At 32.4% G+C, this 13933-nt stretch carries 13 protein-coding genes; 9 read left to right on the top strand and 4 right to left on the bottom strand.

Going from position 1 to position 13933, the window contains the following annotated elements; genetic code table 11:
* Positions 1–48: 48 nt before the first annotated feature.
* Together AB8B90_RS05840 and AB8B90_RS05835 are read left to right on the top strand one after the other, a co-directional pair.
* Positions 49–975: a tachylectin-related carbohydrate-binding protein gene (locus tag AB8B90_RS05840; RefSeq protein WP_405334652.1), complete on the top strand. Its 927-nt coding sequence runs from the start codon at positions 49–51 to the stop codon at positions 973–975.
* Between the two features lie 14 nt (positions 976–989).
* Positions 990–1343, top strand: a complete 354-nt coding sequence (locus tag AB8B90_RS05835) for a VOC family protein (RefSeq protein WP_405334649.1) — start codon at positions 990–992, stop codon at positions 1341–1343.
* Here AB8B90_RS05835 and holA read toward each other — a convergent pair.
* Positions 1340–2344: a DNA polymerase III subunit delta gene (holA, locus tag AB8B90_RS05830; RefSeq protein ID WP_405334646.1), complete on the bottom strand. Its 1005-nt coding sequence runs from the start codon at positions 2342–2344 to the stop codon at positions 1340–1342. The genes AB8B90_RS05835 and holA overlap by 4 nt on opposite strands.
* A 102-nt stretch (positions 2345–2446) precedes the next feature.
* Here holA and AB8B90_RS05825 point away from each other — a divergent pair, with 102 nt between their 5' ends.
* From AB8B90_RS05825 to AB8B90_RS05815, 3 genes are all read left to right on the top strand, one after another.
* Positions 2447–2890 carry a type I restriction enzyme HsdR N-terminal domain-containing protein gene (locus tag AB8B90_RS05825; protein ID WP_405334643.1) on the top strand — a complete coding sequence of 148 codons (444 nt, stop codon included), beginning with the start codon at positions 2447–2449 and terminating at the stop codon, positions 2888–2890.
* Complete coding sequence (locus tag AB8B90_RS05820) at positions 2887–3867, top strand: glycosyltransferase family 2 protein (RefSeq protein WP_405334640.1); 981 nt, start codon at positions 2887–2889, stop codon at positions 3865–3867. The genes AB8B90_RS05825 and AB8B90_RS05820 overlap by 4 nt, the downstream gene beginning before the upstream one ends.
* Positions 3868–3968: 101 nt before the next feature.
* Positions 3969–4826, top strand: a complete 858-nt coding sequence (locus AB8B90_RS05815) for a flagellar motor protein MotB (RefSeq protein WP_405334637.1) — start codon at positions 3969–3971, stop codon at positions 4824–4826.
* A gap of 52 nt (positions 4827–4878) precedes the next feature.
* On the opposite strand, the gene AB8B90_RS05810 is transcribed toward AB8B90_RS05815, so the two are convergent.
* Positions 4879–5499: an L-threonylcarbamoyladenylate synthase gene (locus AB8B90_RS05810; RefSeq protein WP_405334634.1), complete on the bottom strand. Its 621-nt coding sequence runs from the start codon at positions 5497–5499 to the stop codon at positions 4879–4881.
* Positions 5500–5626: 127 nt separating this feature from the next.
* Between AB8B90_RS05810 and AB8B90_RS05805 the strand changes: the two genes are divergently transcribed.
* Positions 5627–6586, top strand: a complete 960-nt coding sequence (locus AB8B90_RS05805; RefSeq protein ID WP_405334631.1) for a hypothetical protein — start codon at positions 5627–5629, stop codon at positions 6584–6586.
* Positions 6583–7551 carry a hypothetical protein gene (locus tag AB8B90_RS05800; RefSeq protein ID WP_405334628.1) on the top strand — a complete coding sequence of 323 codons (969 nt, stop codon included), beginning with the start codon at positions 6583–6585 and terminating at the stop codon, positions 7549–7551. The genes AB8B90_RS05805 and AB8B90_RS05800 overlap by 4 nt, the downstream gene beginning before the upstream one ends.
* A 5-nt stretch (positions 7552–7556) precedes the next feature.
* Here the strand turns inward: AB8B90_RS05800 and AB8B90_RS05795 are convergent, their stop codons facing one another.
* Positions 7557–8600 carry a WG repeat-containing protein gene (locus AB8B90_RS05795; protein WP_405334625.1) on the bottom strand — a complete coding sequence of 348 codons (1044 nt, stop codon included), beginning with the start codon at positions 8598–8600 and terminating at the stop codon, positions 7557–7559.
* Between the two features lie 9 nt (positions 8601–8609).
* Complete coding sequence (locus AB8B90_RS05790; protein ID WP_405334623.1) at positions 8610–10928, bottom strand: ATP-dependent helicase; 2319 nt, start codon at positions 10926–10928, stop codon at positions 8610–8612.
* A 138-nt stretch (positions 10929–11066) separates the two neighbouring features.
* Between AB8B90_RS05790 and AB8B90_RS05785 the strand changes: the two genes are divergently transcribed.
* Both AB8B90_RS05785 and AB8B90_RS05780 read left to right on the top strand, forming a co-directional pair.
* Positions 11067–12338 carry an amidohydrolase gene (locus tag AB8B90_RS05785; RefSeq protein ID WP_405334620.1) on the top strand — a complete coding sequence of 424 codons (1272 nt, stop codon included), beginning with the start codon at positions 11067–11069 and terminating at the stop codon, positions 12336–12338.
* Between the two features lies 1 nt (position 12339).
* On the top strand, positions 12340–13905 hold the full coding sequence (locus tag AB8B90_RS05780) for an FMN-binding glutamate synthase family protein (protein WP_405334617.1): 1566 nt from the start codon (positions 12340–12342) through the stop codon (positions 13903–13905).
* Positions 13906–13933 lie beyond the last annotated feature (28 nt).

The raw sequence follows: 13933 nt of genomic DNA, 5'->3' as shown, positions 1-13933 counted from the left end.
CCTAATTAATCTTTCAATAATTGAAATACTAACCACAATTATTACAAAATGAAAACGACTTTGAAATCTAATATAAAATCACACACAAAATTAATCTTCTCAGTTTTATCTATCGTCTTAGCATTATTTGCTCTGAGCATTAATAACGATCATAGTTCTAATTACCATTTTGCAGAAGTAATAAACTTTAATAATAACTCATCTAGATTCGTTCAAGGTGACTCAGGAGATTTAATGTGGGCAAAATACGATGACAATGATGGTTCAGAAAGTTGGTTTATGGGTGGAAGTTTTACAAGAATTGGCTGGGACTGGGGAAACTGTGTTAATATTGCTGCAGGAAACAATGGAGTATTGTATACAGTAAACTCTAAAGGAGAGTTATTCTGGCTTCAACATCAAGGTCGAAATGGAGAAGTGAATTGGAGAAATAATGGTACTGGAAAGAAAATTGGATGGGGCTGGGAAAAATACTCCAATCTAGTTGCTGGTGATGATGGTGTTATTTTTGCAATTACTCCAGATGGAGACTTACATTGGTTTAAACATCTAGGAAAAAATGGAGAAAGCAGCTGGGCAAATAATGGAGAACCTAGAAAGATTGGATGGGGTTGGGAAAAATACTCAAGTATAGTTGCAGGTGATAATGGTGAATTATTCGCAGTTACAGATAAAGGTGAACTCTTTTGGTTTAAGTACCTTGGAAATAATGGAGAACGAAGTTGGGCTAATAATGGTCAGCCACAACAAATTGGTTGGAACTGGGATAAATACACTAAAGTAATAGCTGGTGAAAATGGAGTGCTATATGCTATTTCAAAAAAAGGAGAGTTATTTTGGTTTAAATACGAAGGCAGTAATGGCGAGACGAAATGGGCTAATAATGGAACAGCTAAAAAAATTGGTTGGAATTGGGAAAAATTTAGACTGGTTACATCTGGTAACAATGGAGAACTATATGCTGTCCCGTTCTAATAAGAAATACATTTATGAAACCATTTAACAACCACATCAATTATATTGAATTCAAGTCTACCGACTTAGAAGCTACTAAGCTATTTTATACTCGAGCTTTTGGATGGACTTTCACAGATTATGGTCCCAATTATACGGCTTTTGAAAATAGTGGGATTTCGGGAGGTTTTGAAAAAACTGAAAACTCTATAATTAATGGAGTTCTTGTTGTACTTCAACATAAAAACCTAGAAGACATTAAACAAAAAATAATGGATCTTAGCGGAACAATATCAGTAGATATCTTTTCCTTCCCAGGAGGAAAACGGTTTCAATTTTTAGACCCTTCTGGAAATGAATTAGCAGTTTGGTGTGAGACAGAAGACTAAGACAATATCTTGACCAATAACTCTTTTAACAAATCACCCTGAGGTACAGCATTTGAATTCACTCCTTTACTCTTCACATCAAACTCGCGAAGTAACGATACAACACTGCTTACTTTTTTCATAGGAAAATTTCTAGCTGCAGAAACGTATTCATTAACAAAATATGGATTGATTTTTAATGCTGAAGCTACATTTCTTGGATTCTTATCATGTAAACCATGAAAATGCAGTAACTGCGAAAAGAAATTAAACAACAAGGACACAGTCACAACCATAGGATTGTCCTTTGGATTGTTGGCAAAATAATTTATAATCTTAAAGACCTTTACACTATTGCGTTCTCCAACAGCTTTACGCAACTCAAAATTGTTATAATCTTTACTAATACCTATATGTTGCTCAATGTGTTCTGCTGTAATTTGAGTGCCTTCAGGAAGAATAATTTTAAGTTTTTCTAACTCATTATTAATTTTACTTAAATCTGTTCCTAAAAACTCAACCAGCATCTGAGCTGCTTTAGGTGAAATGGTGTATTTTTTCCCAGATAAGACGCGACGAATCCAGTCAGCAACTTGATTTTCATAAAGCTTTTTACCTTCAAAGACAATTCCTAACTTCTTTATGGTTTTATATAATGCTTTACGCTTATCAATTTTTTTATACTTATAATTAACAACCAAAACAGTTGTAGGTTGAGGGTTCTCAGCGTAGTTAGATAGTTTTTCAATGGTACGTGATAAATCTTGAGCTTCTTTTACAATAACAACTTGTCGTTCAGCCATCATAGGATAACGTTTGGCATTACTAACTATATCATCAATAGAAACGTCACGACCATACAACACCATTTGATTAAATCCCTTTTCTTCTTCAGCAAGTAAGTTATTTTCAATATAGTCAGATATTGCATCAATATAATAAGGCTCCTCTCCCATTAAAAAATAAATGGGTTTAATGTCTCCTTTATTGATATTTGCAACTATTTGCTTTACGTCTTCCATCGTTGAAAATTATATTTTCAAATGCTGAATTCCAAAAAATCAATCTCTGTTTTGGTTTTCAGATTTAGTAGATTAACTTTGAAAAAATACTAGTTTGCTTGTATGCAAGAATTAAATTTTCCGAAGTTCAAATTCCGTTTCAAAAGTAACGAAAATAAAGTATCTATTTTCGATGAGATTCGTAAAAAATTCATCATTTTACAACCTGAAGAATGGGTGCGTCAACACTGTATTCAGTATTTAATCACACATAAAAAATATCCAAAATCATTAATTAATGTTGAAAAAGAACTCAAAGTAAATGGTTTAACAAAACGGTATGACATTGTGGTTTTTAATTCTGACGGAAGTATTCATCTCATCGTAGAATGTAAATCACATAAAATAAAAATTGAGCAATCAACTTTTGACCAAATAGCTAGATACAACCTCACTTTAAAAGCAAGCTATTTGATGGTAACTAACGGAATTAATCATTATTATTGTGTTATGGATTTTGAAAATGAACGTTATGACTTTCTAAGAGATATTCCAGAATACAAATGAAAATAGCTGTAGTTATATTAAATTGGAATGGAAAACAATTGCTAGAGCAATTCCTACCTTCAGTTATTCAATATTCAAATGAGGCAGATATTTATGTGGCTGACAATGCATCAACTGATGGCTCTGTAGAGTTTTTAAAACATCATTTTCCAAAAATTCAGATTATACAAAACCAAACTAACGGAGGATATGCTAAAGGCTACAATGATGCTTTAAAACATTTGGAAGCCGATGTCTTTTGTTTACTTAATAGCGATGTAGAAGTTACTCAAAACTGGCTCACTCCTGTTATTGAAGAATTTATTTCAAACTCTCAAACAGGAATAATTCAACCCAAAATATTAGACTTTAAAAAGAAATCATATTTTGAGTATGCTGGAGCTGCTGGAGGATTCATTGATAAATATGGATATCCGTTTTGTAGAGGACGGATTTTTGATTCAATTGAAATAGACAAAGGACAATACGATGATAAAGAAACTATCTTTTGGGCTTCTGGTGCATGCCTATTTATTAGAAAGTCTACTTTTGAAGCTTTAAATGGTTTTGATGAAACTTATTTTGCTCATTTTGAAGAAATCGATTTGTGTTGGCGAGCTTTTAATACTGGCATGACTACAACATATGTCGGTGATTCTAAAATATATCATGTAGGAGGTGCAACGCTTAACAGTTTAAACCCACAAAAAACATACCTTAACTTTAGAAATAGTTTATTTACAATAACTAAAAACGCACATGGATTCATTTTTGGCATTATCTTTATTAGGATGGTTTTAGACGGTATTGCTGGACTAAAATTTTTAGTCAATTTAAAGTTATCGCATGTTTTAGCTATTCTTAAAGCTCACTTTAGTTTTTATGCAAACCTAACCCGCCTTTTAAAAAAACGCAGACAACTTCCAAAGAGAAAAAACTACTACCAAACAAACTCTATTGTATGGTCTTACTTCATTAAAAAACGTCAAGACTATTAATTGTTCATAAAACTGTTAAAAGTTTAGTTAAAGTAGGGTTTATCGTCTTTACTTTTATATACTTTTGATAAGTTAACAACAATAAATTATCAAACTTTATTATGAAAAAATTAATGCTTTTAAGTATTGCTGGAATGTTTGTATTGACGTCATGTGTTTCCAAGAAAGAACATATGGCTCTAAAAGATGAGCACAAAAAAACTCAAGATTTATTGAATTCTGCAACTGTAAAACTAAACAGTTGTTTATCTGATAGAGCTGCTGCTGAAGCTCGTGTCGAAACCATGAAAGATCAATTAGCAGATTTACGTAAGTCTAATCAAGATTTAATAGACACGAAAGGAAACTTAACAACCTTAACTCAAAAAGGGGCAGAGAATCTTGAAAAATCTTTGGAAAGTTTAAAAGAAAAAGATTTAAAGATATCAAGATTACAAGATGCTTTAACTAAAAAGGATAGTGTGACTTTAGCTATTGTTTCTAGTTTGAAGAAAGCTGTTGGTATTGACGATCCAGACATTGAAGTTAATGTCGAAAAAGGTGTTGTATTTATTTCTATAGCAGATAAATTATTATTTAAAAGTGGTAGTTATAATGTAACAACCAAAGCCAAAGATGTTCTCGCTAAAGTTGCTAAAGTCATCAATAGCAAACCAAACTTTGAAGCAATGGTAGAATCTCATACAGATAACAAATCATATTCTAAAGGCGTGTTGGTCGATAATTGGGATTTAAGTGTGAAGCGCGCAACATCAGTAGTTCGTGTTCTTGAAGAGTTGAAAGTAAATCCGCAACAATTAATTGCAGCAGGACGAAGTCATTATGTCCCTTTAGTTGAAAATGACACTGCTGAAAATAGAGCAAAAAATAGACGTACACGAATTGTAGTTTTACCAAAAATTGACCAATTCTATGAAATGGTTGAAGAAGAAATGAAAAACCTTTCTGCAGGTAACTAATTAAATAAGAACTAAAAGAATGAAGCTCAATCGAAAGGTTGAGCTTTTTTTATTAAAAAATTTCTAAGCTTCCTTTGCCTTCTCTAATAATTATAGGTTCGGCTTCAGATAAATCAATAACAGTAGAAGCTTCATTATCACCATACCCTCCATCAATAACAATATCTACAAGGTTATCCCATTTTTCAAGAATTAATTCAGGGTCTGTGGTATACTCTATAATTTCATCATCATCACGAATTGAAGTAGATACGATAGGATGACCAAGTTGTTCTACAATTTCTAAAGCAATGTTATTATCAGGAACACGAATACCAACAGTTTTTCTTTTTTTAAACGGATGTGGCAAACTCTTAGATCCTGGTAGGATAAACGTATAAGCACCAGGAAGTGCTCGTTTCAAAATTTTAAAAGTCGTTGTATCAATTTGTTTTACGTAATCGCTTAGATTACTTAAATCATGACAAATAAATGAAAAGTTTGATTTTTCTAACTTCAGACCTTTTATTCTTGCAATCTTTTCTAGAGCTTTAATGTTTGTAATATCACAGCCCAAACCATAAACTGTATCTGTGGGATAAATGATTAATCCACCACGTTTTAACGCCTCAACAACTTTCTTAATCTCTTTAGGATTAGGATTCTCTTCATAAATACGAATTAATTCAGCCATAAATTGCCAATCTTAGTGTTATAAGTTACAAAGTAATTAATTATTTCATGATTTGAATAAATAAAAAGAGCTTTATACTTCTTTTATATGTAGTGTAACGTTTTTATCTTTTTAGAGTCTATTAAATATGCGGAAGCACCTCTACTTTTTATTCCTTTTTACACTACCCTTTTTAGGATATACTAAAGAGTATAATCAAGTTTTGTATTTTCCTAAGGCTGAAGTACTAAATAATAGTACAACAAGAATTCCCTTCAAATTAGTAGATCATTTAATTGTAATTGAGGCAAAATTATTAGATCAAACTGGCAATTTTATCATTGATACAGGTTCAGAATCTTTAATTTTAAACAAGAATCACTTTAAAGGTAAAATGACTAGTTCTCAACCAAATAAACAAAATTCTGGTGTAATTGATTTTATTGACAATCCACTAGAAAAGCAATTACATGAATTTATTATCAAGGATTTAGTTATTAAAAATAAATTTTCAGATGTTATTGATTTATCATCAATAGAAATTAGTAAAAAAATGCATCTCTTAGGAATTATAGGCTATGATCTTCTTAAGGATTACGAAATCTTTATTGATATGCATCTTAACCAAATCACATTGTCTCAAGTAAATAGTAAAGGTGAAAAATTTGATAAATCTGTTTATTTAGAAAAAATAATTGATAGTGTTGATATAAAAAAAAAAAAACATACAATCGTATTAGAAGCAAGCGTAAATAATCAAAATTTAAAATTTGGATTAGATAGTGCTGCTGAGTATAATCAGCTTAATAAAAAAGTTAACAAAGAAGCTTTAAAACAATTTTTTCCAAAACGTAAACTCCAATTGGTCGGTGTAAGTGGAAAAAAAATTGAAGTCTTGGCAGGAAAGTTGTATCGTGTTAAATTAACGGATGCAATCTACTTCGGACCCATGCAAACGATTTTGACAAATCTAAACAAAATGAATATTGCATTTGGAACTCAATTAGATGGTGTCTTAGGCTATGAATTTTTAAGACAACAACGAACAATTATTAATTATAAAAAAGAAAAGCTTTACTTTGTAAAGCAACCATTATATAAGGAATGACGTTAAAATCATTATATATTATTACCATATTATTCGTAATCACGATACACACTTCTTTTGCCCAAAATCAAAAAGGATACACAATAGAAGGCGATGATGTTGTATTTACATTTCATAGGTCTGACTACGAAACATTATCCCACGACATAGAAGGAAATCGTATTAGCTTTGATGATTTAAATGTTGATAATGTTGTCGTTTCTGGTGAGTTCAATAATTGGTCAAAATACGACTGGAAAATGACTAAAATTAATGAGGATACTTATCAATTAAGAAAACCACTTAGCAAATTTGATGATAATTTTACATGGGAATTTAAATTCATAATAAACAATGAATACTGGGCTGAACCAAGTAGAAACACTTTCAACGCAGTTGATGCTGTAGGTGAAAATGGGGAACAACTTCATGTTTACAATCTTAAGATGTATCCTAAAGCCTATCCCGATGACAAAGGGAATGTAAGATTTAGATTAAGAGGTTATGAGTCTGCTAATAAAGTCATCATTGCTGGATCTTTTAATAAATGGAATGAACATGTATTTAAAATGTACAAGATTGAAAATGGTTGGGAATTAAAACTTCAAGTAAAACCTGGCAGCTACGAATATCGTTTCATAGTTGATGGCCAATGGATGGAAGATCCTTCTAATCCAGATAAAGTTAGAAATGAATTTAATGAATTTAACTCACATATAAATGTGGGAAAATATCAGACGTTCTTACTAAAAGGGCATCAAAACTCAAATAAGGTTATCCTTTCAGGATCTTTCAATAATTGGAACGAGGATAGTCTAAAAATGACTAAAACTGAAAATGGTTATTGGAAAATTCGTTTACCAATGTCAGCCGGCAAACATCATTATAAATTTATTGTCGATGGAAACTGGATACTGGACCCAAGCAATTCTGTTAGAGAATATGATGGTGAAGGAAATGTCAATTCAGTTTGTATGATAAAATAACATGATTAGTTATTTTTTAATTCTTCTCTACTAAATTCAATAGGCATTAAAATTTCGTTTTCAGAATTAACGATACCATATTTCATATTCTTTCTCACAAAAAAGCGATCTAATTTCTCGAAAGTTTCATCATACTCGATAGATTCGTATTCAATAGGTATTAATAAGTCTCCGGTAATATTAACAACACCATATTTTCTTCCAACTCTAACTACAAACTTATCTGGATATTTCATATTATCAGAGTAAGGCTTGCAATACACGATTTCATCGTAAATATTTTCAACTAATACTTCTTCATTAAAATTCATCATTCCCATTTTGCCATTGATAGTTGTCCCAAAATAATCTTTACCGTCTGTTAATTTTATAATGGCCTTATAATCATAACCTCTAAACTCATAAGCTCCAATATCATCATATTTAGGCTCAATCATGACATCATTAGTTAATAAACCAACTTTATCATTATTATATAAAATATAAGATACTGAATCTCTATAATTTTCTGTGAGAGGTGTATATAGGTCTAAGGCATAATCATATCTGAGAGGAACAATCCATTCATATTTATAATTCATTACACCACGTTTCCCATTATAAATGACTTGAAATCTTAACCAATCTTTTCCTTTATAGACATTATTACGTTTATCTGAAGTAGCTAAACCACTATATGGATTTGCTTTCTTCATTTTGTATTTTTCTGTAAACGTGAAAGACTCCCATTTGCCTTTTCTTTTTATTGAGTAACTTTTAATATTTGGTGGATTGTATTGGGTTAAAATGGAATCGATTTCAAATGGAATTATGAGTTTGTTTTTATTCACATCTTTCAAAGCCCACTTTCCTTCTTTTCTAATAAAATGAAACCCTTCATCTTTAAAACCCCAAACATCACTACTAAACACAGGAATGTTCAAAGAATCACCAAAAATGACATTTTCTTTCATTCTTCCTTTTAGTGATTCCTCTTTTGTAAACTGCTGTCCAAAAGAAAAACAACAATTAACTAATACAAGAGCTAATAATATCGTTTTTATTTTCATCTTTTTTATTTAACCTAATACATCTAATTTCGCAAAACGAAGTAATAATTTCTTTACACCACCAACTTCAAAATTAATTTCGGCTTTTACATCGGCACCTTTCCCTTCTATTTTTAGCACTTCACCTTTACCAAAACGGGTATGTTCTACAAAATTACCTACAGCTAACTTAGCGTCAAATAAATTTGTTTTATCATCGACATTAGAAGACTTAGACACTGGCTTCAAGTTTTTAGGAGCAACAAATTTTGGAGGCTTTACTTCTTTTTTTCGTTTTATCGGTTTCTTAAATCGAATACGACTCGGCTCAACATCACCAAATATATCTGCAGACAGCATTGGATTTTGACGAGGTTCGTTTATTGGTGTTAGCACTTCTACAAATTGATCGTCTATTTCTTCAATAAAACGACTAGGTTCTGCATCTATTAGTTTGCCCCAACGATAACGTGACAAAGTATAAGTTAGGTAAGCTTGTTTTTCAGCTCTAGTTAGAGCCACATAAAATAAACGTCGCTCCTCCTCTAGCTCACTTCTTGTATTCATACTCATTGCACTTGGAAACAAATCTTCTTCCATACCTACAATAAAAACATGCGAAAACTCTAATCCTTTAGCCAAGTGTATTGTCATTAATGCTACATGGTTAGGATCACCTTTATCAGCATCTAAATCGGTAGCTAAAGCAACATCTTCTAAAAACTCTGCTAATGTATCTCCAGCATCTGCTAGTTCTAATTGACCTTCAACAAAATCCTTAACACCATTTAATAATTCTTCAACATTTTCTATTCGAGTTACGCCTTCAGGAGTTCCGTCTTTATTAAACTCTCTCATCAAACCACTAGACTTCACAACATGCTCTGTAAGATCAAAAGCATTTGCCGTTTGGTTCATAACTTGATAACTTTCAATAAGCGTGACAAAGTTTCTCAACTTCGTTTTAGTACCACCATTAATATTAATATCCACTTTATCTATATTTTGAAGCACTTCGAAAATTGATTTATTGTAGCCATTTGCAGCAACAACCAATCGATCAAGAGTTGTTTGACCTATTCCTCTTGAAGGATAGTTGATAATCCTCTTCAAAGCTTCTTCATCTGCTGGATTTAATATCAAGCGTAAATAAGCCGTGACATCTTTAATCTCTTTTCGTTGATAAAATGATAAGCCTCCATAAATACGATACGGAATATCCCGTTTTCTTAGCGCATCTTCAATGGCTCTAGATTGCGCATTAGTTCTGTATAAAACAGCAAAATCACTACTTGGCAAATGCTCATTCATTTTAGTTTCCCATATGGTACTTGCAACAAAACGTCCTTCGTCACCATCAGTCATTAATCTGTTTACTTTCACTTTTGCTCCCTCAACATTAGCGGTCCAAACAATTTTATCAAGTTTTGTTTTGTTATGTTCTATGACTGAATTAGCAGCTCCTACAATATTTTTAGTAGATCTATAATTTTGTTCTAAACGATACACATTAACATCATCATAATCTTTCTGGAAATTTAAAATATTATTGATATTAGCTCCTCTGAAGGCATAAATACTTTGAGCGTCGTCACCCACAACACAAATATTTTGAAAACGATCAGACAATGCTCTTACAATTAGGTATTGCGAATGGTTAGTATCTTGATACTCATCGACTAAAATATATCTAAACTTATTTTGATACTGAGCTAGTACATTCGGAAAACGGGTCAATAACTCATTTGTTCTAAGTAGTAAATCATCAAAATCCATAGCTCCTGCTTTGAAGCAACGATCGACATAATTTTTATAAATTTCTCCCATTTTAGGTCGCCTTGCAGCTGCATCAGCTTCCATAAGTTCAGGATTTCTAAAATAAGCCTTAACTGTAATCAAGCTATTTTTATACGACGAAATTCGACTATACACCTGTTTAGTCTTATAAATATCCTTATCTAAGCCCATTTCTTTTATGATGGAACCTAACAATTTTTGAGAATCTTGTGTGTCGTATATTGTAAAATTACTAGGAAAACCTAGATGATGACCTTCAAAACGCAAAATCTTAGCAAACACTGAGTGAAACGTACCCATCCAAAGATTTTTAGCTTCACTGTCACCAACAATATCAGCAATTCTGCCTTTCATTTCTTTAGCAGCTTTATTTGTAAAAGTCAATGCCAAAATATTAAATGCATCCACACCTTGGCTCATCAAATAAGCAATTCTGTAGGTCAATACTCGTGTTTTACCAGAACCAGCACCTGCAATGATTATCATCGGACCATCCTTTTGTAAGGTCGGTGCTAATTGCGCATCATTTAACTGACTTAAATATTTTTCCAATTCGTTAACATTTTTAGAATGATAAAAATAACTATTTGTTATAGGTTTTTTATGGTGCTTTTATCAATAATTATAAACAATCATCATAGCTTTTGTTTTTTGATATATATTTAGGTTTTAAATAAAAAAAAGGAAAACATGAAAATCCTATGCAGACTTCTTTTCTTGGGAATTATCAGTGTATCAGCACAAAATGATTTAGAATCCCAATTTATAGATATCGAATCTCAACTCATAGAATGGCGACGAGATTTTCATCAGCATCCTGAATTATCTAATCAAGAATTTAAAACTGCTAAAAAAATTGCATCGCATCTCAAATCATTAGGCTTAGAAGTTCAAACTGGAGTTGCAAAAACTGGAGTTGTTGGCATTTTAAAAGGGAATCAACCAGGAAAAGTAGTGGCACTTAGAGCAGACATTGATGCCTTGCCAGTAACCGAAAATAGTGAGTTACCCTTCAAATCTACTGTTACCACAAATTTCTTAGGAAACGAAACTGGAGTTGCTCATGCCTGTGGTCATGATGGTCATACGGCAATTTTAATGGCTGTTGCAGAAATTCTATCAAATAATAAAGATAAAATAAAAGGCACTGTTAAATTCATATTTCAGCCTGCTGAAGAAGGTCCACCTCCAGGAGAAGAAGGTGGTGCAAAACTGATGATTAAAGAAGGGGTTTTAGAAAATCCCACTGTAGATGTGATCTTTGGATTACATTTACGCTCAATGGTCGAAGTTGGACAAATACATTACAAACCTGGAGGCGCTATGGCAGCTGTTGAAAGGTTTGTTATAAATGTAAAAGGTCAACAAGCTCATGGTGCAGCACCTTGGTTGGGTGTTGATCCTATATTGATTTCAGCAAAAATTATTGACGGTTTTCAAAGTATTATTAGCCGCGAATCTAAACTTATAAATGAAGCTGCAGTCATTACAATAGGTAAAATAACTAGTGGTGTTCGATTTAATATAATACCCGAAACTGCCGAATTAGTTGGTACAGTGCGAACACTAGATCCAGATATGAAAGCCTTGATCATAAAACGTATGACTGAAATGACTGAAATGATTGCTAAAGCTTATGGTGGTGAAGCAACAATTTCATTCAGAAATCAAACAGCAATTACATATAACAATCATGACTTAGTCAAAGATATGCTACCTAGTTTACGTAAAGCTGCTGGAGATGATAAAGTGATTCAGATTAAAGCAGAAACTATAGGTGAAGATTTTTCTTACTTTCAAGAAAAAATTCCAGGTTTTTATTTTTATCTTGGCGGAATGACAAAAGGAAACACAGAACTTCATCCACACCATACACCTAGTTTCTATATTGATGAAAGTGGATTATTGCTTGGCGTAAAAGCCTTAACTCAAATAACATTAGACTATTTAAATCAAAACTAATATGGAATCATTTTTAGATATACTATCCAATATCCCTTGGTGGTTATGGATTATCATTGTGTTGGTGGTCATCGCAATGCGAGACATCTTTTTCCAAACAAAACATACCATAAGCCATAATTTTCCAATTATTGGCCATATTCGTTATCTTTTAGAAAGTATCGGACCTGAAATGCGTCAATATTTTGTAGCGAATAATCGTGAAGAATTACCATTCAACAGAATTGAGAGAAGCTGGATTTATGCCTCTGCAAAGCAAGAAAACAACTATGAAGGTTTTGGAACAGATCGTGATATTTACGCACATCATCATATTTTCATTAATAATGCGATGATGCCCTTTAAAGTTGATGACAATCACCCTAGCAACACTGACAAATCATTTATTCCATGTGCAAAAGTTATGGGATTACATAACAAAAGGCGAAAACCTTATCGACCAGCTTCAATTATAAATATCTCTGCTATGAGTTTTGGCTCTTTGTCTGCCAAGGCAATAGAATCTTTAAATAAAGGTGTTAAAATTGCTCATGCATATCACAACACTGGTGAAGGCGGCTTATCACCTTATCATAAAAATGGCGGCGATGTTGTATTTCACTTTGGAACCGGTTATTTTGGTGTTCGTGCACAAGATGGAGGGTTTTCAATGGAAAAAATGATAAAGCTGGTTGAAGACAATCCTTTTGTTCGTGCTATTGAAGTTAAACTTTCTCAAGGTGCTAAACCAGGAAAAGGAGGTGTACTTCCAGGAGCTAAAATAACAGAAGAAATTGCCGAAATTAGAGGTGTTGAAGTTGGTAAAGATGTATTATCACCTCCAAATCATAAGGCTTTTTCTAATGTACCAGAATTAATAGATTTCATTGAATCTATTGCAGAAGCTACAGGCTTACCTGTAGGAATAAAAGCTGCAATAGGAAAATTAGACCAGTGGGAAGAACTTGCTGAAATTATGCATAAAACAGGTAAAGGACCAGATTTCATAACTGTTGATGGTGGCGAAGGAGGAACTGGAGCTGCTCCGCCAAGCTTCGCTGATCACGTAAGCTTGCCTTGGGTTTATGCCTTTGGTGATTTATATAAATTATTCCAAAATAAGGGTTTAACTGAGCGCATTGTATTTATAGGTAGTGGTAAACTAGGTTTTCCTGCCAAAGCCGCAATGGCATTTTCTATGGGAGTTGATTGTATTAATGTTGCTCGTGAAGCCATGATGAGCATAGGTTGCATTCAAGCGCAAGTTTGTCATACAAATAGATGTCCAGCAGGAGTAGCAACCCAAAGCAAATGGCTTCAAAATGGGATTAATGTCCCTCTTAAATCTGAACGATTAGCTCAGTATTTCAAATCTTTCAAAAAAGAGCTTATCGAAATCACACATGCGGCTGGACATGAACATCCTTGCCAATTTGATATGACAGATATTGAACTAAACGTTGATGATCATAACTTATCAAAGGATTTAAGCAGTACTTATATGTATAACAAAACAAAAGTTCCATTTACTTCTATGCAAGATTTAAAAGATTGTCTATTTTTGGGAGGCAATTTAAAAAAGAAATAAATTCCAACTTATAACACTTAAAATCAAT

Origin of the sequence: Psychroserpens sp., assembly GCF_045105015.1 — a bacterium.
Taxonomy (GTDB): Bacteria; Bacteroidota; Bacteroidia; order Flavobacteriales; family Flavobacteriaceae; genus Psychroserpens.
The sequence above is the reverse complement of the archived record's forward strand: the minus strand, read 5'-3'. Positions and strand labels throughout refer to the sequence as shown.

Excerpts from the sequence above, each read along its gene's own strand:
- AB8B90_RS05825 (WP_405334643.1), top strand. The coding sequence starts at position 2,447 with ATGCAAGAATTAAATTTTCCGAAGTTCAAATTCCGTTTCAAAAGTAAC.
- AB8B90_RS05785 (WP_405334620.1), top strand. The coding sequence starts at position 11,067 with ATGAAAATCCTATGCAGACTTCTTTTCTTGGGAATTATCAGTGTATCA.
- holA (WP_405334646.1), bottom strand. The coding sequence starts at position 2,344 with ATGGAAGACGTAAAGCAAATAGTTGCAAATATCAATAAAGGAGACATT.
- AB8B90_RS05835 (WP_405334649.1), top strand. The coding sequence starts at position 990 with ATGAAACCATTTAACAACCACATCAATTATATTGAATTCAAGTCTACC.
- AB8B90_RS05840 (WP_405334652.1), top strand. The coding sequence starts at position 49 with ATGAAAACGACTTTGAAATCTAATATAAAATCACACACAAAATTAATC.
- AB8B90_RS05810 (WP_405334634.1), bottom strand. The coding sequence starts at position 5,499 with ATGGCTGAATTAATTCGTATTTATGAAGAGAATCCTAATCCTAAAGAG.
- AB8B90_RS05780 (WP_405334617.1), top strand. The coding sequence starts at position 12,340 with ATGGAATCATTTTTAGATATACTATCCAATATCCCTTGGTGGTTATGG.
- AB8B90_RS05795 (WP_405334625.1), bottom strand. The coding sequence starts at position 8,600 with ATGAAAATAAAAACGATATTATTAGCTCTTGTATTAGTTAATTGTTGT.
- AB8B90_RS05820 (WP_405334640.1), top strand. The coding sequence starts at position 2,887 with ATGAAAATAGCTGTAGTTATATTAAATTGGAATGGAAAACAATTGCTA.
- AB8B90_RS05800 (WP_405334628.1), top strand. The coding sequence starts at position 6,583 with ATGACGTTAAAATCATTATATATTATTACCATATTATTCGTAATCACG.
- AB8B90_RS05815 (WP_405334637.1), top strand. The coding sequence starts at position 3,969 with ATGAAAAAATTAATGCTTTTAAGTATTGCTGGAATGTTTGTATTGACG.
- AB8B90_RS05805 (WP_405334631.1), top strand. The coding sequence starts at position 5,627 with ATGCGGAAGCACCTCTACTTTTTATTCCTTTTTACACTACCCTTTTTA.